Raw genomic sequence first — 20,351 nt, forward strand, 5'->3', positions numbered from 1 at the left:
TCTGGAGATTGTCGGCGCTTCGTGTAGCACTTGCTCTTGATAGCTGGACTGGGCTGACGGACTCACGTCGCCACCCTAATCCCGCCACGCCCCAACCGCACCTCATGGAAATCCATGCATTGCACGGGGCGGCGGCGCCCCTTCACCGAGAGCCGAAAAACCAAGCGCTAACTGAGCGCCGCCAGTTATTGCGCAGCTTTCGCTTCAACCGGGAGGGTGAAGATGAATATCGCCCCACGCGGCACGCTATTCTCCGCCCAAAGGCGTCCGCCGTGAGACTCGATGATCGAACGGGAGATCGCGAGCCCCATGCCCATTCCGTTCCCTTTCGTTGTAAAGAACGGCTCGAATATCTTGTTGGGACGTTCGATACCCGGGCCTCGGTCGCTGACCTCGGTCTGGATCGTGTCCTCTATCCGGCGCACGCGCATTCCGAGAACCTTGTCGCCCGCCGTGGTGTCCATCGCCTCCATGCCGTTGCGAATGAGGTTGACCAGGACCTGCTGGATCTGGACGCGATCGAACGCAACCAGCGGAAGGTCGCTTTCGACGTCGATGTCCATGCGAACGCGACGCCGCATGGCTTCCTCGGCCATAAGGTCACGTGCTTCGGCAACGACGCTGGGGATCGGCGTGCTGGTTCTCATTTCAAGCGAAGGTCTGAACAAGGCACGGATGCGGCTGACGACATCCGCCGCCGAGTTGGCATCGCGGATGATACGTTCGGCCGTGATCTTCGCGCGCTCGACGTTCGGGGGCTCGGCGGACAGCCAACGGTGGCATGCGTTGGAGTTGGCGACGATGGCGGCCAGCGGCTGGTTCACCTCATGAGCGATGGATGCGGAGAGTTCGGCAAGGCTCGCCGCCTGGCTCGCACGCGCAAGTCTCTCTTGTGCCAGCCGAAGCTCCTCTTGTGTCTGCACCTCATTTTCGATGTCGAGGCAGATAACGTTCCACTGCACTATGGCGCCTTCAGCGTTGCGCATCGGCGCGGCGCGCGTCTCGACCCAGCGATATTCACCATCGAAGCGCCGCAGACGGTGCCGTCGCGCATACGGCTCGCCTGTGGACAGACAATGGGCATATCTCTCTTTGACACCTGTCAGGTCGTCGGGATGAACACCGGCGTCGAGTGTGCCAGCCAGCCGGGACTTTCCCGCTTCGTCCAATTCCTCAAGATTGTATCCGAGGAATTCGCGGAGCTGCTGGCTGCGATATATCGGTTCGCCATCCGGCGCGGCGCAATCGATCATTGCCGGCAGCGTTTCAACGAGCTGCCAGAGAGCCCGTTCTCTCTCGCGCAGCGCCTCTTCGACGCGCAGCTGATCGTCGATGTCGTGCGTAAGGCCGTACCATTGGACGATGCGTCCACCCTGGTCCCGCAGCGGCTCCGCGCGGCCCTCCATCCAACGATAAACGCCATCGGCACGGCGCAGGCGATACTTCATGAAGAATCGCTCGCCGGTGGCAAAGCAGCTGTCGAGTGCTTCCCTCAGGCTGGCTGCATCGTCGGGATGGACGACGGTGGCAATGAAGGCCGCCAGCAGGCTCGTGTCCGGCTTTTCCGCGTCCGCTATGTCCAGGCCGAGAAAATCTATCAGGCGCTTGTTGAAGAAGGTCGGCTCACCGTTGGGAGATAGCCGCCAGAGGTAGCTCGGAACCATGTTGACGAGCTGCGAGAGCTCTCGTTCCCGGTCGTGCAACGCGGCTTGCGTGGTCACCAGGTCATGGATGTCGACGCTCACGCCGTACCATTGGAGAATGCTGCCATCTTCGTCGCGCAGCGGCTCGGCGCGAGTCTCGGTCCAGCGATAGCCGCCATCGGCCCGCCTCTGGCGATATCTCTGAACGTAAGGCACGCCCGTTGCGAATGAATGGCGGATCGCCTGCCGTGCGGTGTCGATATCGTCTGGATGGATCACGCTCAGCGACGGCGAGCCGTCCGGGGCGGTGATGTCGTGGAGCGTGGCCCCGGTTACATCGGTGAACCGTTTGTTGACGTAGGAAGGCGTCCCTTCCCGTGTCGTACTCCAGATCAAAGCGGGCACGGTGTCGATCAGCTGCTGAAGGCGCCGCTCACTTTTGCGCAACGCCGCCTGCGCGCGCACCTCATCGTCGATGTCGAGAGAAACCCCGTACCACTGCACGACCGTTCCGTCGTCATCGCGTCGCGGCTCGACCCTGCACTCAGCCCAGCGATAGGTGCCGTCTTTTTCGCGCCAGCGAAACCGCATCGCGGAGCCGCCGCCAGTTTCGAAACACCGCAGCAACGTGCGCTGCACCTCGGGCGCATCTTCGGGATGAATCACCTCGTGCAGCAACGTTTCGATTCCCGGCTCGCCGAGCGCGTCAAAGTTCGCGATAACGGAGCGGAAATGGTCCTGGTATCGCTTGTTGAAGTAGACCGGCCCGCCGGTCGGCATCACACTCCAGATGCGGACCGGCACGGCGTCGATCATGTGCTGAAGTTGCTGCTCGCTCTGCCGCAACGCCGCTTCGGCGTGCATCTGATCGTCTATGTCGTGACAGAGGCCGTACCACTGGACGATGCGGCCAGCGCCATCGCGCATCGGCTCCGCCCGGCTCGACATCCAGCGATAGACGCCATCGGCACGGCGCAGGCGATAGCGCATGGCGAAGCTCGCACCGGTAGCGAAGCAACCACGAAGTGCATCGCCGAATGCTGCCGCGTCGTCCGGATGAACGGCGGCCTGTATCATCACCGCCAGCCGGCTCATGCCCGGTCGGTCCAGATCCGCTACATCGAGGCCGAGAAAGTCGACCATGCGCCCATTGAAGAAGATCGGCTCGCCGTCTGGATCGAGCCGCCAGATGTGACTCGGGACCATGTCCACGAGCTGCGAAAGTTCCCGCTCCCGGTCACGCAATGCTGACTCGGCCCGTTTCTGGTCCTCAATGTCTATTGTCGTGCCGTACCATTGAACGATGCGCCCCTGACTATCGCGAAATGGTCGTCCTGAGCTTCGAAACCAGCGATAGACGCCATCGGCGCGCCGCAGGCGATGCTCGGTATCATAGGGATCGCCGGTTTCGAGGCAATGCCGCCATCTGGCGGCTACGGGATCATAATCGTCGGGATGGACGGCTCGACGCCAGCCGAAATCATCGTCGTCTTCGGAAGTGTTGAGATCCTCATGCATGTTGCCGAGGAACGCCAGCGTGTTTGGGCTGACATAGGTGAATCTTCCGGCGGCATCGGCTGCCCACGCGTGGCCGGGCATGCTCTCGATGATTTGCAGCGCTAGCGTTGCTTCGGGCTCGATTTCGTCAAGTGAGTTGGACGCTGCTGTCATTGGCTTCTCCTGTCGGACAAAAAAGCCTTGGGACGGTCAGCGCTTGATATAGCACTTGTTTTCAATATCTGGACAGGCGAACTCACCGCCTAAATCTAGTTCCGCCATGCCTCGGCTGCATCTCATGGAAATCCATGCATTGCGCGGAGTTATCGCGCTGCGGGGGCCCCAACGATGGCCTCGCGCGAGGAGCGACGCGGATCGATGCATCAACACCTACCACTGGGAATACGAGCCGGACAGGTAAGACGCTCGGCTGCCTCTTCGTCGGCTGCAGAGTGAAACCGGAAAAACCTCTGCATTCGTCATCCCTGTCTCGTCCGGTTAACACGGCTCATGAGATAATCTGGAAGCCTCTCCCGACCAATACATCTGTTCCAAAGTACAGGGCGTGGACGCGGTTTTAGTTCTGCGGAGCGGCTTGGCGGCCGGGCAATTGTTTGGCGACAATGAGACAGGGCGCAGCGACCGCGAACAGCAGGACGAGCGCGAAGAAAGCTTCGTCGAACGAGATCGTGGCGACCTGCTTCTCAAGCGCGCGCTGCAGCAGCGGCAGGGCGGCCTTTGTCGCCGCAGTGCTGTCGACACTGTTCGCCAGAGCGTTCGCAGTTGCTCTCAAGCGCTGGTCTACGGCTGGATCGCCATTGACGAGGTGGGACGCCAGTATCGTCCGGTTGTGGACATTCTGGTGATCAATATACGTTTGCAAGAGGGCTGTGCCGGTCAGACCGCCCACCTGCTTGCCGAAGTTGAACAGCCCGATGCCAAACGGCAACGCATTGGCGGCAAGGCCCTGCAGCGTAACCAGCGTCAGTGCCACGAACAGAAGGCCGAGGCCGAATCCTCGCAGCAGCAGAGCAAGGGTCAGGTCCGGTGATCCGCTACCGCTCGTCGAAGCGGACAGCAGCCACATGGCACCTGCGAAGAGCAGAATGCCAAATGGCGCAAGCGTGATCGGGCGCATCCCGGTCCTTTGGATGACGAAGCCGGACAACAGAAGTCCAAGCGCGAGCATGGCTCCGCTGGGCAGCAGAAGCACTCCTGCGCCCGTCGCGGTAAAATCGAGCACGTTGAGGGCAAAAGCCGGAATAAGATAGGCGCTGCCTGAAAGGGCAGAGCCGGCGACGAAGCTGACGAGAAGGCCAAAGCGAAAGTCCGGATTGCCAAGGGGCGAGATGGCCAGCAGTGAGCCTTCTGAACGAAAGCGGGTCTCCCAGACGGCCAGGAGGCCGGCAGCCGTCATACCGGTTGCGGCAAGGAAGGTGATGTCGGTGTCGTCGAACCAGTTGAACCTGCTGCCTTGCAGCAGGACGTAGGTCAAAAGCGCGGCGCTGATGCCGAGCAACAATATCCTGACGGCAGGAAACCTGGTTTTCCGCCAAAAGGTCCGATCGCCGTCCGCCGCCAACAGGACAAGGGAGACGATGCCGAGCGGAATGATGCTCAGGAATATCCACTCCCAGGTCAGATGGTCGACAAGCCAGCCCTGCAGGGCCGGCGTGACGGTCGTCGGAGCCATGACGGCGCCTACGGCAAAAACCGCCTGAACGACCGGCTGATGCCGGTGCGGTAACCGAAAGAACAGCAGTGTCTGGCTGGCGACGAGAACTGTGCCGCCAGCCAGCCCTTGGACAATGCGGCAGATGCAAATCCAGGTGAGGTCCACCGACAACGTCAAGGCCGCGGATGCCAGCAGAAGGGTGACAACCGCCGCGCGCAGGCAGGCGGTCGGCCTGGCTGCCGTCACAAGTAGCGGAGCGACAAGGAACGCCGTCAGCTTGGCGGCGATGAAAACAACGTCGATCATCGCCAGTTCGTCCAACGTTGCGTAGGTGTCGCCGAGCATGTCGATCCGGCCGATGGACAGTGCAGTGGATGCGACCGCGTCCATGAAGGCGGCCAGCACGACGCCGGTTGCTATCAAGCAAGCGCGCAATGTACCGGGATGGCGCTGCACAGCCGCCGTTTCGGCGAGGTGCATCATTGTGCTGAGCGCCCGTCCGCAATCCCGCCTGTCTGCATTTCCTGCGCTACAGCCGGAGCATCCCTGGTGCCGACGGTGATGGCAACACGAGCCGAGAGTCCCGGAACCAGGCGGCCGGGCAACGGATTGCGCGTCATCCTGATCTTGACCGGCACACGTTGGACGACGCGGATGAAGTTTCCGGTGGCGTTGTCCGGCGGCAGCAGGCTGAATGCCGCGCCGCTACCGGGAGCGAAGCTGTCGACAAGGCCGTCGATTTGCAGATCTGGATATTCATCAACCATGACGCGGACCCGTTGGCCGATCTCAACCTCCTTCAGCTGTGTTTCCTTGAAGTTGGCGACGATCCAGACATCGTTAACCGGAACGATGTCCAAGGCTGCTGTCCCTGGCGTGACATAGCGGCCGACACGGATCTGGCGATTACCGACGATGCCGCCGACCGGGGCCCTCACGACGGTGTTGGCCAGGTCGAGCATTGCCAGGTCGAGCGCTGCCTGTGCCTGGGACAGGGCTGCCTGCGCACCGGACAACTGTGCATCCAGGACACCGAGCTTCAATTTTTGAGCCAGCAGATTGGCCTCTGCACCGTCCAGCGATGCCTTTGCCTTGTCATGGCCGGCCTGCGCATCCTGCAGCTTCTGATCGCTTGCGGTCCCGTTCTTCTGCAGCGTGACGTAGCGGTTCAGGTTGGCTCGGGCGAATTGCAGGTCGGCTGCGGCAGATTGCTTCTGCGCCTCAGCCTGCGCGATCAATGCGTCCTGCAGTTCACGGGTCGCCTTGATGTTGGCGATTTCCGCCTGCCGGGCGGCGACGTTGGCTTTCGCCTGCTCTGCCTTGGCCTTGTAGTCGCTGTCGTCGATGCGAAACAGGACAGCACCCTTTGACACACTGGCATTGTCGTCTATGTCGACTTCGACGACGTAACCGGCGAGCTTCGGCGCGATGCTGGTAATGTCTCCGCGGAGATAGGCGTTATCGGTCGTTTCCTCGAACCGGCCCCGCGTGAACCATTGCCAGCTCCAAATAGCTGCCATTGGAATCACCATAAGGGCGACGATAGCGATTGCGATCTTGCGGGCTCGGCTCATGATTGCCTCGACACCCGGTCGATGCGCTCGCTATCGAAGGAGGTATCCGCCTCCCGAAGAGCGAGATGTTCGGCAAGGCTGCAAACGCACGGTGCGCAGTACAGGTTCACGAGAACGTCTCCGTCGAGCTGCGGCTCTGCAGCAAAGCAGAACTGCAGAACGATCGCGGATTTCACGCCTCGCCGCTATCACGCGGACGAACATCCCATCTGCCCTGATCGGTAGTTCGTACTGAACCTCAGCACAGGTCGTATTGTCGGTCAGCCGGATTCAGGCGCGCGAACATCCGGCGCGGATCTCCGTAGTGCCGAAGACCGCCCACGAGAAAATTCACTTTGAAGCGTTTCCGGATCATCCTGTGGCAGCAATGATCGCAGAGAGCGCCCTCGCGGCGCGCGCGCCATGCTGGAAACTCTGCATGTTTGCCGAGGGCAGCCGCTACCAGGAGCAACTCTGCGCTGTCGGCGGCGACGGAAAGTTCGAATGTCTGGTTCCCGGACCAGGCCGTTTCGGCCCTGCGCCAGTGCCCCAGTTGATCGTCAGCCCGCGCAATCCGCCTGGACCACGACTGCTGGAGATTCTCGTCGACCCCCGGCTGCTCGAGGCAGGCGACCATAACGGTTCGACCTATTTCGAGCATGCCCGCTTCACCGCTGCGGTGCGCGAACAAGGCAAAGTGGAAGTGACCTTGCAAGACGGCTGGTGGGCCGTCGTCATGGGTCTCGCCCGCCCAGAGATCGGCCCGCGAAGGCCGCGCCATCGAAGTCGCCGGTGAATTCGCGTTGCCGACCTAAGGCCGACCACGCATTCACCAGACCATTGGGTCAGATACGCCGACCGGTTGCTGCGTCGAACAGATGCGCACATGCGCGGTCGATCTCGATCCGCACCCCTTCGCCCTGCCTGAGCGCAAGCCTTTCTCGGAAAAGGCAGGAAATCTCTTCACCGGAGCAGTCGACCCTGGCGAAGATTTCCGAGCCTGTCGCCTCGAGAAGCGTGATCGTACCCGGCACGCCTTGCCCCGTCGCCCGGATATGTTCCGGTCGAATGCCGTAGACGAGTTCGCGTCCTGCGGCATCCGCGGGCTGGGCGCCTTCCGGCAACGGCAGGACCAACCCGCCGGCGCTGCGGAACACGCCCTCCTCGATGCGGCCGGCAATGAAGTTCATGGCGGGCGAGCCGATGAAACCGGCAACGAAGAGGTTGGCCGGATGGTCGTAGAGGTCCAGCGGCGCGCCGATCTGCTCGACCAGGCCGTCATGCAGCACGACGATCTTGTCGGCCATCGTCATGGCCTCGATCTGGTCGTGCGTGACATAGATCGTCGTGGTACCCAGCCGCTGGTGCAGGGCCTTGATCTCGCCGCGCATCTGGACGCGCAACTTGGCGTCGAGGTTGGAGAGCGGCTCGTCGAACAGAAAGACCTGCGGGTCACGTACGATCGCGCGGCCCATGGCGACGCGCTGGCGCTGGCCGCCCGAAAGCTGGCGCGGATAGCGGTCAAGCAGCTTTTCCAGGCCGAGGATGCCGGCTGCCTTCCGGACCCGGCCAGCGGTGTCGGCCGGGTCGGCTTTCTTGATCTTGAGGGCAAAGCCCATGTTGTCGGCAACGGTCATATGCGGATAGAGCGCATAATTCTGGAACACCATGGCGATGTTCCGGTCCCGCGCGCGCAGATTGTTGACCATGCGTTCGCCGATGGCGATCTTCCCGCCGGAGATCGTCTCAAGGCCTGCGATCATGCGCAGCAGCGTCGATTTTCCGCATCCCGACGGGCCGACCAGGATGACGAATTCGCCGTCGGCGATGTCGACGCTGACGTCGTGAATGATCTTGGTGGCCCCGAAGGCCTTCTGCACGTTGTTGATCGTTACCGATGCCATTGGATCTTTCCTGGAAAAAGAGGGATGTCCGGGCGCGCGCTCAACCGCCCTTGACGGCGCCGGCGGTCAGCCCCGCCACGATCTGCCTTTGCGCGAACATGGTCAGGATCAGCACCGGCAACGTCACCACCAGCGCCGCCGCGGCGAGCGGCCCCCAGCTCACCTGCTCGTAGGACAGCATGTTGTAGACGGCGACCGGCAGTGTGCGCGTCTCACGGCTGGCGAGCACCACGCCGAAGACGAAATTGTTCCACGAGAAGATCACGGACAGGATGAAGGCGACGACGATGCCCGGCTTGGCGATGGGCAGGGCAACCAGCCGGAAAACCTGCCAGGAGCTGGCGCCGTCGATGTTGGCCGCCTCTTCCAGTTCCATCGGCGTGGTCTCGAAATAACCGATCATCACCCACACCACGATCGGCACCGTCACCACCAGATGGATGATGATCTGCGGCCACAGCGTGCCGAGTATCCCGATCCATTGGAACAGCAGAAACAGCGGGATGAGATAGGATAGCCCAGGCGTCATGCGGGCGATCATGATGACGACGGCGGATCTCTCGGCCTTGAGCCGCGCGATGCCGTAACCGGCCGGTACGCCGATCAACAGTGCCAGTAAGGTCGCCGTACCGGTCACCAGAACCGAATTCCAGAGATAGAGCAGGAAATTGTTCTCCTCGAACACCTTTACATAGTTCGACCAGGCGAAACGTTCGGGGATCAGGATCGGCGGATAGGCACCGTTGTCGATTTCGAACTTCAGCGACAGAGAGATCATCCAGAGGAAGAACAGGATCGCCGGCGAGACGAAAACCAAGGCAGCGAAAAACAGACCGATCTGGTTGAGCAGCCGTGAACTCATCTATTTGCCCTCCGTGTCAATCCACTGCGAGCGTTGGCGCAGCATCAGCAGGACAAAAGACAGGGCCACGATGACGACGAAGAACACCACGGCCATGGCCGAACCGTAGCCGATATCGTAGTAGGAGAAGGCGGTGTTGTAGAGATAGATGTTGATGGTCTCCGACGCCGTTCCCGGCCCGCCCTGGGTCATCGCGTAGATGATGTCGAAGCTCTTCAGCGCATCGATGGTGCGAATGATGACCGCGATCATCAGGAACGGCGCGATCATCGGCAGAGTGAGATAGCGGAATTGCTGCCAGGCATTGGCGCCGTCGATCTCGGCGCTTTCGAAGGGCTCGCGCGGCACCGAGGCCAGCCCGCCAAGCACGATCAGCATGACCAGCGGCGTCCACTGCCAGGTCTCGACCGCAACCAGCGACGGGATGACCGTGTTGGCGTTGAATATCCATTCCTGAGCCGGGATGCCGACCAGCGACAGCAGGTAGTTGAGCACGCCAAGCTGAGGATGGAACATCATTGTCCAAACCAGTGCGACGGCAACGGGTGTCGCCATCATCGGCATGACGAAGACGCCGCGCAGCAAGCCGCGCAGCGGAAACCTGGCATCGAAGATCAGGGCGGCCAGAGTGCCCAGCAGCATCGGCGCTGTAACCGAGAGGAAGGTGTAGGTCAACGTATGAACAAGGGATTCCCAGAAACGTGGGTCGCTGGCCAGGCGGAGATAGTTTTCCATCCCGGCAAAGCTCCGCGACTGGCCGAGCGTCCAGCGATTGACGCTCATCCACAGCGTGAAAGCCCAGGGGAAAACGATGACGGCGCCGACGACGACGAGTGCGGGGACGACGAAAGGCCAGTAGTTGGGAGTCAGCCGGATCGTCTGGCTCCCGTCGATAACCGGCATCGTCACCCCGGTCTGTTCTGGGGTGGTGGCCGACATCAGCCCTGCTCGCTCCTGTCGAGAACCGGCTGGAACTGTTCGGTGGCCTTCTTCAGTTCCGCGGCGGGATCGGCGCCGGCAATCATGTTGGTCAGCGCCACGCCATAGATGTCGCGGAATTCCGTGACCGGGATGATGACCGGCAGTGCCAGCCGACTGATATTGCCCGAGCCGACCACGGCATCAAGCCAGCTTGCCGGCATGGTGACGCCTTCGCGCACCTTGGGATCCTCCAGCACGGATTTGCGGAACGGAACGCCGGCGCCGGCCTGCAACAGCCGTGCACCCATGGTTGGCGATACCGCCCACTGGCAGAACAGATAGGCAGCCTCCTTCTTCTCGCTGGCGGCGGTAACGCCAATCCCGTCGCCGAAGGTGCCCGAGGCATGCGCCTTGGGACCCTTGGGCATCACGCCGTAACCGACCTTGCCGACCACCCTCGATTTTTCCGGATTTTCCATCGGCGGGGCAAAACCCACGCCGTCGAGCCACATGCCGATCTTGCCCTGCAGGAAGGCCGACTGTGCTTCGGCCCAGTTGAACCCGGTAACGCCCGGAGGGGCGGACTTGGTCATCAATCTTTGATAGAGCGCGGCAGCCTCGATCGCCTCGGGAGCCTCGGTGCGCAGCTTGCCCTTGTCATCTAGCGGCGTCATGTCGTAGCCGAGCATCAGCGACGTCCACACCGGCGTGTTTGCGTTCTTGAGCCCGCGGGCGACGAAGCCGTATGTATTGGTCGAGGGGTCGGTCAGCGCTTCGGCGGCTGCCACCAGTTGCTCGAAGGTCTCTGGGTATTTGAGGCCCTTGGCCTCGAACAGCTCCTTGTTCCAATACAGGATCCAGTAGTCCACCGAGAACGGTAGCGAGCGCAGCACGCCCTGGCCGTCCTTGGCAAACAGAATGCCGGCTTCGGCGAAGTCGCTTTCGACCAGCGCCGGGTCGGTGAGCGACGGATCGGCGAGATAGCCGGCGATGTCGGCCAGCCAGCCACCCTTCTCGAACTGGCGCTTCTGCACGTGGTAGCTCAGATGCACGACGTCGAAGCTCGGCTTGCCCGAGCTCAACTCGATCACCGTCTTCTGGCGCTGCTGCTGCTCGGGCGTTGCCTCGGCATTGACCTTGATGCCGGTCAGTTCCTCGAACTCGGCGAGATATTTCAGGATGGTGTCGCTGCGCGGGCTTTTCACCAGATTGACGTCAAGCGTCGTCCCGGCAAAGCGTTTCCAGTCAACGCCTGCGGCAAAGCCGGGGCGAAGCCCCACAAGGCCGGCAGCGGTTAGCGCCGCGGTTCCGGCAAGGAGTTGCCTCCTGGTTGGGTTGAACAGATTGGACGACATTTCTTCCTCCCGGTTGCTGTCGTTGTGGATGCGCCGCGAACCGCGGCGCGGCTATATTTCCTCAGATCTGGAGCGCCAGCCGGCGCGCATTGTCGATATGCAGACTGATCGCTTCAACCGCTTTTTGCGGATTGCGGCTCTCCATGGCTTCGATGACCGCCAAATGTTCGCGCATCACCGGCACCACACGACCGTCGATGCGGAAACGCTCCTGGTGGATCAGCCGGATTTTCACGGAGTTGACCAGATAGGCCTTGGCGATAATCTCGTTGCCGAGCGCATTGATGAAGGTGTCGTGCATGGCCCAGTCGATGTTCTGGGCCTTGGCTTCCATTTCCGGCGTCGGCGCCTGCCCGAGAGCTTGAGCCAGCATCTCTTCATGTTCGCGCCGCATGCGGGCAAGTTCGGCATCAGAAGCGCTGGTCGTGAATAGCGCCACTGCCTCGCGTTCCATGAACAACCGAAACTGAAACGCCTCGCGGATCAGATTGATATCGATATGCGCGATCTGCATGCCGCGCTGCGGGATGGTGGTCAGCAGTCCCTCGGCCTCGAGACGCGGGACGATCTCGCGAATGGCACCCAGCGGCAGCCCGGTGAAAGCGACCAGTTCGCGCTGTGACACGAACTGACCCGGCCGCAGATCGCGGGCCAGCAAATGCCGCGTGAAGCTGGCATAGGCCTTCTCCCGGAGAGTGATCGGTTCGCTGCCGTCTTCCACTTCAGCTCGCTTCCTTGTCGGTCAACCCGGCCTTGTCGGTCAGGCCGCCTCTGTCGCAAACAGCCTGTCGTAGGCAGCGGCAAGCTGCCGCTGTCCCTGCGGATCGATCGCCTCCAGGGGCGGGCGGACCGCCAGCCAGCGCTCGTCGCCGGTCTTGCGCGCGACCATGACCTTCACCGCCGGCGTGACCGGGTATTTGAGCAATTCGAGCACGAAGTCTTCGACGCGTGGGTCGTCGCCTCCGTTTTCGACCATTGCCCGGATTTCGCCGGTAACAAAATTAGCCATGCCGGAAATCGCGCCCTGTCCGCCGCGGCGCACGCTTCTCGCCAGATGCCGTTCGTCGCCGATGAGGATCACCAGATCGCCGTGCGCCTCAAGCAGCGCCTCACTGTAGCTCCAGTCCCCGCCGGAATCCTTCACCCCGGCCACCACAGCGGGAAAAGCGGCGCGCAGCCGGCCGATCAGCCCAAGCGGGAGCGGCACCATGGTGACTGAGGGGATGTTATAGAGCAGCACGTCGCGCGCCAGCGGACCGAGTGCGGCGAAGACGGCGGAAAACCATCCGAACAGCCCGTCCTCGCCGACATTCTTGAAGTAGCTCGGCGGAGCGAGCAGAATGTTGCGAACGCCGCGCTGCAAAGCGTGCCGGGCCTGATCGGCGGCATCTTCGGCTGCATCGACCAGCACTCCGGCGACGAGCTGATGTGGCGGAATACCGCCCGCCAGCATGGCCTCGGTGACGATCCGTCGCTCGTCGGTGCCGACCGAGGCTCCTTCGCCGGTGGTGCCGAACAGCGTCGCGCTGCTGCAGCCGGCGCCAAGGCAGGCTCGGGCATGCGCGATCATCGGCGCGAGCGCTATCTGCCCCGACGGGTCGAAGGGTGTGGTCAGGGCAACCGAAAGACCAAAGCGGGAAGCCAATGCGATCTCCGTTGAAAATCCATGTGGACGTAGCGTTAGCACGCTAACATGTCAGGTGTAAACGGGTGATGTTGCCAACTCGGCATCGCCGAGCGGCGCAGTGTCGGCCAGGAGATTGCCGAGCACGATGGCAAAGGCCGAAACCAGGGTGACCCCCATGATGATCGGAATGTCGATGCGCTGAATGGCCTGCCAGGCTAGCTGGCCGATGCCTGGCCAGCCGAACACGCTTTCGACAACCACGATGCCGCCCATGAAGATGCCGATATCGATGCCGATCATGGCGATGACCGGCAGGATGGCGTTGGGCAGCGCGTGCCGGAGGATAATGGCGCTGCGTGCAAGACCCTTGGCACGCGCGGTACGCACGTAGTCCTGGCGCAGCACGTCGATCATCGACGAGCGCATCATGCGGGCGTACCAGCCGGCGCCGAGAATTCCCATGGTCAGCGACGGCAGCACCAGATGACGCCACGATCCTGCGCGCGGCTTCCTCGACACTGATTTGCCAGCTCATCGCCAGCGAGCGGAGCTGCGCATAGGCACGGCCGTCCTCGGCGCCCTTCGACAAGACCTCTACCGCGCGTACGAGGGTCTGGCGCTCCGCGAGCCGCTGACGAAGCGAGGCAATCTCGCTGGCCAGAAGCTTGCGCGCCTCGAAACTCTGCCTTGCGATTAAAAGTGCGCTATAGACGCCGGCATTGCCGACCGGTTTCAGCAACTGCGCATCGGCCTTGTGCGACAATGCCCATTCGACGCGCCCCGGCGCCTCGGAGCCGATCAGTGCTATCAGCGGCATCGGCGCCTCGCCCGGCTTCCACGGAAATTGCTCGTCAAAGCCGAGATCGACGTCGAAGAAGACGAAGTCCGCCGCCAAGGCTTCGGCCGGCAGTTCCGGCCAGAAGCCAATCGCCTCAAGGCCGATGGCCGACAATTGCCTTGTGATCGCCTGCACGGTCGGATGTGGACGATGCAGGACAAAAGCCCTGGCGCCTCCAAGGTTCGGGATACGCGCCATCTTGCTCACGACACCACCCGCAGGCGTGGCCGCCCGAACGTCTCCGTCCGGTCATAGCGGGAAAGGTAGGGATCGGGTGCCACGCCCTTCGTCAGTGTGACCGTTTTGAACGATGTTCCATCGATACGTCCGATTAGCACCGGCAAGGTAGCATGCTGGGTTTGCTGGTCGATGGCGATGTCGCCCAGCGGCGTTCGAAATGATGTTTCGGAAAAGACCTTGGGAAGGTCCGTCCATTGTGCACCGGGTTAAGGGTGAGGATCTCGGCGAGCATGCGCACCGAGGCATAAGCCGCCGCCTCGAAGGATGAGGCCGGCATGACGGAAGGCACTGGAACCGCACCGCGATCCGCCCCCGAGATGTCGTGAAAATAGGGCCCAACGGAAAGGTGGCCATCGCCTGCCCCGTTGAGCGCCGGCAATTCGCATTCCGTGAGATTGCAGGACAGGATCGGGCAACGCTCCGGCCTGAAATGCGGGTCGCGCCGGCCAAGCTCCGCATAGGCAGCGATGAAGGCATAAGAGGAAGGGCCGATGAGATTGTTCAGAATGAAATCAGGTCTCGTCGCCTGTATCTCCGCGATCAACCGCGCAACATCGACCTCGCCGAGCGGCAGATAGCGTTCGCCCAGCACCTTGCCGCCAGCGTCCGCAATCAGGTCGCGCGCCACGCGGTTGGTCTCCCAACCCCAGATGTAGTTGGAACCGAGCAGGAAGCCGTCGGCGCCGAAACGAGGCACGACATAGGCAAGCAGCGGTACGAGATGCTGATTGGGGCAGGCGTGTGTGTAGACGACATGCTCGTTGGCTTCGAAGCCCTCGTACGGGCAGGCGTACCACAGCGTGCCGCCTGCCCTTTCCAGGATTGGAATGACCTCCTTGCGGCTCCACGAGGTGACGCAGCCAATGATGTGACGCGCGCCGCTGTTGGCGAGAATGTCCGCGCAGCCGCTTGCATAGCGATCGATGTTGCCCTGCGGGTCGCGCTCGATCGGGATGAATTCGAATGGGATAGCGAGATCGGCGTTGACGTCGGCGATGGCGTTCATCGCACCCGCACGGCAGGATTCGGACACCAGCCGGTAATTGCCGGACCGCGAATAGAGAATGCCGATCTCGATATGCCGTTTCAATCAATGCCTCAAAAATGACAATGCCCCGCAGCCACCGCCGCAGGGCGAGGCATACGAGGCATTCTTGCCGCCCGGCGGTCGGAGCCGGTATTTGTCCTCACCGTATTACGCCCGCGCTCCCAGTCAAGAGCCGCCACGCGAAACTTTGGCCAGCCGAAACGGTTCGGCGCGCAGCACGCAACTCATGCCGCTGGTCGTGTAGAGTCCGCCAGGAACCAAAATTGCTGATGTCCAGGTATGGGGCCGGACAAACCCGGTTCGCTACCATTCAAAGCAACGACTTTAATATCGGTTTACCTGAATCTGCTAGCAGCAATGACGCCGGTTTTTCGTCGGTCAAGCAAAGGGTTCCACCTTGCCGCAGCAATTCAGCACTCTGTTCGGTCACCGGGGCGATGCCAACTGGCCGAGGTTGCACGGCTTCATGGGCGTCGAGTTGGAACGCGCGCCCGATGTTCTCGTGCCTCGCGTCGCCTTGGCCCGGAAGCTCGGTGGATGGGACTTTGGTGGCGGGAGCCGGGCTTGAGCGTCATTCGCGCCTTGCAAGGCGCCGACCTCCCGGCAGTTGCGAACATGTTTCAGCGCGTGCTGTTGAAGGAGAGGACCGAAGCGCCGGCCTCTCTCGTGGAATACATGAAACGGTTTTATCTGGATGCGCCCGGTTGCGCAGACAACCTCCGGTCGCTTGTCCATGTCAATGACGCCGGTCGCGTCTCCGGATTTGTCGGCGTCCACGTCCTGCCGATGACGTTCAACGGCCGACAACTACGCGCGGCTATCTGTAGCTCGCTCATGGTCGAGGACCATGAGCACGACCCGCTGGCCGGCGCCCGCTTGCTGAAAGCTTACCTGGATGGTCCGCAGGACATCTCCTTCAGCGAGACGGCCAACGATATTTCCGTGAAATTGTGGACCCGGCTGCGCGGCGTGGTCCTGCCGCAATACAGCCTTGACTGGGTCCGCGTGATGCGCCCCGCGGCCTTCATGCTCAGCCTTTCCGCCAATCGCATGGCGCTTGCGCGAATGCTCAATCCGCTGGCGCGTACAATCGACCGATTTTACTGCAGAAGGATGACGTCCAGCGAACGACGTTGGTCGGGTGTGGCGGTGGACGGGGCAGGCCACGGAGCATTTCGTACATCCGAAATCGACAGCCATGCATTTGCCAGGCTCATCGAACCGTTTACCGCTCAATTCGCCCTGCGGCCTGACTGGACGGAAGATCAACTCGACCACATCCTGACAGATGCGGCACAAAAGCCGGATCTGGGGGAGCTTGTCTACGTTTGTGTGACGTCGCCAGTCGGCACCAATGTCGGCGCTTTCGCCTACTACGCACGGAAGTATGAAATTGGTCGCGTGCTGCAGATCTTCGCCCTTCCCGGCCAGGCGGGCCCGGTGATTGACTGCCTGATCGATCACGCCGCCGCGCGCGGCGTCAGCGGCCTGCGCGGACGTATTCAACCTGCACTTCTGGAGGCGATGCTTGGACGACGCATTGCTTTCCTGACCGTTGCCTCAACGGTGGTACATTCACGCGATCCAGAGCTTTTGGACGCGATGAAGAACTCGCAAGTCTTCCTGAACGGCCTTGCGGGCGAGCAGTGGAGCCGGCTTATCGGGAGCCGCTTCAGCTAGAGCGGGATGCGTTCAAGTTGAAGCGGGCATCCCGCTCTAACTATTTATTTTAGGCGCGTTTCCACTTGGCTGCAGAATGCTTGGGTCAAAACCCAATCACTCTGAACGACCGAGTTCGACCCTTTGCCGTCATCCAGTTGGGGGCGTCGCATGACGCTCCGTGACCCAATCACGACGCTCACTCCGGTCAGTGGTAACGTCCGGATTTGGCGCGCGATTCCGACCTCAGCGAACGAAGTTATGACACGCCATTCCAGTGTATGCTTGCTTCGCCAAATTGGGTGTGCGCTGCAATAGCAGCCCGAGACAGTCGCGCTTGCCGAAGGGGCTGTCGGCTTTGACGGGATTGGCGTAAGCTACAGTTAAGGGGGTGCACACATGCACCGCATCATCGCCATACTGATCTTGGTTCTCGCGGCCGTGTTCAGCTCCGCACGGGCGGAGGTGCTGATCGGCGTCTCGGCTGCGATGACGGGACGGCTCGCCTGGATCGGCGAGCAGGGACAGCGCGGCGCGGAGATGGCAGTGGCCGACGTCAACACGGCGGGCGGCGTGCTCGGCCAGAAGGTGAGGCTCATCTCGGTCGACGACTTCTGCGATCCCGAGCAAGCTGTGGCGGCCGCCAAGAAGCTGGTGGCTGACGGGGTCGTGCTCGTCGTCGGGCATTATTGCTCCGGGGCCTCGATCCCCGCATCAAAAGTGTACGAGGAGGCGGGCGTCGTTGAGATATCCCCAGGCTCGACCAATCCGCAGCTGACCGAACAGGGCCGTGCCAATGTCTTTCGCACCATTGGCCGCGACGACGCGCAAGGTTTCATCGCTGGCAACTACCTTGCCGATCGCTGGGGCAACAAGAAGATTGCGATCCTCCACGACAACTCGACCTATGGGAAGGGTCTCGCCGACGAGACCAGGAAGCAGCTGCACAAGCGGGGCGTGACTGAGGCCGTTTACGACGCATACATTCCCGGGAAGGACGACTATTCGGCCGAGGTCGCTACGTTGCGGACCGCCGGCGTCTCCGCCTTATATGTGGGTGGGTATCATGCCGAGGTTGCGCTGATTGCTCGCGCTGCACACGACAGTGGCTACACGGTTCAGCTCATATCCGGAGATGCTTTGGCGACCGAGGAATTTGCCCTGATCGCCGGCCCCGCGGCGGAGGGGACCCTCTTCACGTTCCCGGCGGACGCGAGGCGAAGCCCCGAAGCGGCCGCGGTCGTTGAGCAGTTCCGTGCGGAGAATTTCGAACCCGCGGGCTACACGCTGTTGAGCTACTGCGCGGTCCAGGTTTGGGCCCAGGCGGTCTCGAAGGCAGGTTCGCTGGAGCCGAAGGCCGTCATTGCGGCACTGCACGAACAGGAATTCGACACGGTGATCGGCCGGGTCGATTTCGACGACAAGGGCGACCTCACCAAGCAGAGCTGGGTTTGGTACGTCTGGCGCGGCGGAGAGTACGTGCCGGTTGAATAGGGTTCGCTGATCGCCGGCGTGCCGGCTGAGATGTCTAGTCTGATGCAGACCAGTGTGGCCGGACTGTTCCGACTCGCCGAGATGCTTGAACGCCTCGGCATACGTGGCCGGCTGTTGCTCGCCTTTTTCGGGATCAGCGCCCTTGCGGTGCTGGCAACGGCTGCGGCGCTTTATGCCTTCCTCCAGGTTGGCGACGTCGTGGACCGAATTACCACGGATCGAGTGCCGTCGGCGCTCGCCTCCCTCCAGCTGTCGCGCCAGGCCGAACGGGTCGCTGCTGCCGCGCCATCGGTGCTGGCAGCGACAAGCAGGGCTCAGCACAGCGAGGTCTCGGCTGCCGTCGCGCTCGAGATGTCCCGCCTCGAGGCCCTGCGCACGGACCTCCGGGATGCCACGTTGGGCACAGTGCCTTTGGCCGAGATTGAGGAAGCCGCGATTGTTCTGAGGCGCAACCTGAAGGAGCTCGACTCTCTTGTTGTCGCCCGGCTCGACGTGGTCGCCCGCAAGGAGGAGCTCCTGAACCGCCTCGCCGCGACGACAACCGGAAGCCAGCGCCTTGTCGCCACCGGCATCCTAGTGATGGATTCCAGGCTGCCGCAATGGCGGGCGGTCGCGGCCGACACGTCGCTATCGCCCGATCGACGCGCAGCGGCGATGGCCGACCTGGTCCAGGCGATTGCGGCCTACATCCCCCAGCAGAAGGCGCAGCTGGAGATCTCGGCAGTCAACGACGCGCTGGTGAAGGTCGCGAACGCGCCGACGCCGGGCGACCTGGCGTTGATCCTTTTCCGCTACGCCGTTCGCTCACTGCTCTTGAAAAGGTTTCCACGGAGATCGACGAAAAGCTGCGGACCCGCTTTCGGCAGCGTGTCGATGAGTTCAAGGGCTTGACCGACGGCGAGGACAGCATCCCCAAGGCGCGGGAGGACGAGTTTGCTGTCCTGGCACAGGGCGAAAGGCTTCTGGCCGAGAACAATCGACTGTCGCGCAATCTCACCGCTGGCGTCGATCGCCTGGTCGCCACGGCAGACCAGGAGATCGCTGCGTCCGGTCGCGAAGCCGCGCTCGTCCAGCGCTACGGCACCGCGGTTGTGCTCGGCTCCGCCTTCCTCAGCCTCCTGAGTTCGGTTCTGGTTGTCTGGCTCTATGTCGACCGCAGCCTCCTCGCCCGACTGGGGGCCGTGAGCCAGGGCATGCTCGCGATTGCGGGGGGCAACCTTCGTGCGCCGCTGCCAGCCGCGGGCAGCGACGAAATCGGGCGCATGGCCGAAGCGCTGAGACTTTTCCGGGATACTGCCGTCGAGGTCGAGGAAAAGAACCTGCGCGACGTTGCGGAAGCTCGTCAGCGGCTCATCGATGCCATCGAAAGCATCTCCGAAGGATTCGCTCTGTACGACGGGGAGGACCGGCTCGTCCTCAGCAACAGCCGCTACCGCGAATTGCTCTACGCCGGTCTGGAGACCGAACTGACGCCCGGCACGATATTCGAGCAAATCATTCGCCGATCCGCTGAGCGCGGCTACATCAGGGACGCCGAGGGGCGGGTCGAGGAGTGGGTCGCCGAGCGCCTCTCGCGGCACCGCAACCCTGGCGAACCTTGGGTGCAGCGGCGAGGCGACGGGCGATGGGTCATGATCAGCGAGCGGCGGATCAGCGCCGGCGGCACGGTCGCCGTCTATTCGGACATCACTGAGCTGAAGCAAAGGGAGGAGAACCTCGCCGAGAAATCCGTGGTTCTGGAGGCGCTTTCCAGCAAGCTGGCGAAGTATCTGGCGCCCCAAGTGTATCGCTCGATATTCACCGGCCGCCAGGAGGTCAGGATCGCCAGCCAGCGGAAGAAACTGACAATATGCTTCTCCGATATCGCGGGCTTTACCGAGACCACTGACAAAATGGAATCCGAGGATCTCACCCAACTCCTCAATCACTATTTGACGGAAATGTCGAAAATTGCTTCGGATCACGGCGCGACGATCGACAAATATGTCGGCGACGCGATCCTGATGTTTTTCGGCGATCCCGAGACTCGCGGCGT

At 62.2% G+C, this 20,351-nt stretch carries 14 protein-coding genes and 3 pseudogenes; 4 read left to right on the plus strand and 13 right to left on the minus strand.

Going from position 1 to position 20,351, the window contains the following annotated elements; translation table 11 throughout:
* Positions 1-185 precede the first annotated feature (185 nt).
* The 3 genes from NKI08_RS19945 to NKI08_RS19955 all read right to left on the minus strand — a co-directional run bounded on the left by NKI08_RS19945 (position 186) and on the right by NKI08_RS19955 (position 6,389).
* A complete protein-coding gene (locus NKI08_RS19945) occupies positions 186-3,314 on the minus strand; it encodes a PAS domain-containing protein (RefSeq protein ID WP_352771649.1) in 3,129 nt (1,042 codons plus the stop codon).
* Between the two features lie 403 nt (positions 3,315-3,717).
* Positions 3,718-5,220: an MFS transporter gene (locus NKI08_RS19950; protein ID WP_352771651.1), complete on the minus strand. Its 1,503-nt coding sequence runs from the start codon at positions 5,218-5,220 to the stop codon at positions 3,718-3,720.
* A gap of 74 nt (positions 5,221-5,294) precedes the next feature.
* Entirely contained in the window at positions 5,295-6,389 is a 1,095-nt protein-coding gene (locus tag NKI08_RS19955; protein WP_352502526.1) for an HlyD family secretion protein, read from the minus strand.
* A 418-nt stretch (positions 6,390-6,807) separates the two neighbouring features.
* Between NKI08_RS19955 and NKI08_RS19960 the strand changes: the two genes are divergently transcribed.
* A complete protein-coding gene (locus tag NKI08_RS19960; RefSeq protein ID WP_352771653.1) occupies positions 6,808-7,164 on the plus strand; it encodes a hypothetical protein in 357 nt (118 codons plus the stop codon).
* Positions 7,165-7,213: 49 nt separating this feature from the next.
* On the opposite strand, the gene NKI08_RS19965 is transcribed toward NKI08_RS19960, so the two are convergent.
* The 10 genes and pseudogenes from NKI08_RS19965 to NKI08_RS20005 form a co-directional block, all read right to left on the minus strand.
* Positions 7,214-8,272 carry an ABC transporter ATP-binding protein gene (locus NKI08_RS19965; RefSeq protein WP_352771655.1) on the minus strand — a complete coding sequence of 353 codons (1,059 nt, stop codon included), beginning with the start codon at positions 8,270-8,272 and terminating at the stop codon, positions 7,214-7,216.
* Between the two features lie 40 nt (positions 8,273-8,312).
* Entirely contained in the window at positions 8,313-9,134 is an 822-nt protein-coding gene (locus NKI08_RS19970; RefSeq protein ID WP_023674179.1) for a carbohydrate ABC transporter permease, read from the minus strand.
* A complete protein-coding gene (locus tag NKI08_RS19975) occupies positions 9,135-10,037 on the minus strand; it encodes a carbohydrate ABC transporter permease (protein WP_352771678.1) in 903 nt (300 codons plus the stop codon).
* Between the two features lie 35 nt (positions 10,038-10,072).
* Entirely contained in the window at positions 10,073-11,410 is a 1,338-nt protein-coding gene (locus NKI08_RS19980; protein ID WP_352449854.1) for an extracellular solute-binding protein, read from the minus strand.
* A gap of 61 nt (positions 11,411-11,471) precedes the next feature.
* The gene (locus NKI08_RS19985) at positions 11,472-12,131 is read right to left on the minus strand and encodes a GntR family transcriptional regulator (RefSeq protein ID WP_023674176.1); all 660 of its coding nucleotides are present in this window, start codon (positions 12,129-12,131) and stop codon (positions 11,472-11,474) included.
* A 39-nt stretch (positions 12,132-12,170) separates the two neighbouring features.
* Complete coding sequence (locus NKI08_RS19990) at positions 12,171-13,055, minus strand: dihydrodipicolinate synthase family protein (protein WP_352768673.1); 885 nt, start codon at positions 13,053-13,055, stop codon at positions 12,171-12,173.
* Between the two features lie 51 nt (positions 13,056-13,106).
* Positions 13,107-13,535, minus strand: a pseudogene (locus tag NKI08_RS19995) (ABC transporter permease); the annotation flags it as partial.
* A pseudogene (locus tag NKI08_RS20000) lies at positions 13,495-14,082 on the minus strand (ANTAR domain-containing response regulator); the annotation flags it as partial. The pseudogenes NKI08_RS19995 and NKI08_RS20000, both read right to left, overlap by 41 nt.
* Complete coding sequence (locus NKI08_RS34695) at positions 14,079-14,261, minus strand: hypothetical protein (RefSeq protein ID WP_502899650.1); 183 nt, start codon at positions 14,259-14,261, stop codon at positions 14,079-14,081. The gene NKI08_RS34695 and the pseudogene NKI08_RS20000, both read right to left, overlap by 4 nt.
* Positions 14,207-15,205 (minus strand): transporter substrate-binding protein, encoded by a 999-nt coding sequence (locus tag NKI08_RS20005; protein WP_352771658.1) that lies wholly within the window; start codon positions 15,203-15,205, stop codon positions 14,207-14,209. Before NKI08_RS20005 ends, NKI08_RS34695 begins: the two co-directional genes overlap by 55 nt.
* Positions 15,206-15,727: 522 nt before the next feature.
* On the opposite strand from NKI08_RS20005, the gene NKI08_RS20010 reads away from it, so the two are divergent.
* From NKI08_RS20010 to NKI08_RS20020, 3 genes and pseudogenes are all read left to right on the plus strand, one after another.
* On the plus strand, positions 15,728-16,843 hold the full coding sequence (locus tag NKI08_RS20010; protein WP_352771660.1) for a hypothetical protein: 1,116 nt from the start codon (positions 15,728-15,730) through the stop codon (positions 16,841-16,843).
* A gap of 378 nt (positions 16,844-17,221) precedes the next feature.
* On the plus strand, positions 17,222-18,316 hold the full coding sequence (locus NKI08_RS20015) for a branched-chain amino acid ABC transporter substrate-binding protein (RefSeq protein WP_352470633.1): 1,095 nt from the start codon (positions 17,222-17,224) through the stop codon (positions 18,314-18,316).
* Between the two features lie 81 nt (positions 18,317-18,397).
* Positions 18,398-20,351 (plus strand): annotated as a pseudogene (locus NKI08_RS20020) (PAS-domain containing protein); the annotation flags it as partial.

The organism is Mesorhizobium sp. M0768 (genome assembly GCF_040320195.1).
GTDB lineage: Bacteria > Pseudomonadota > Alphaproteobacteria > Rhizobiales > Rhizobiaceae > Mesorhizobium.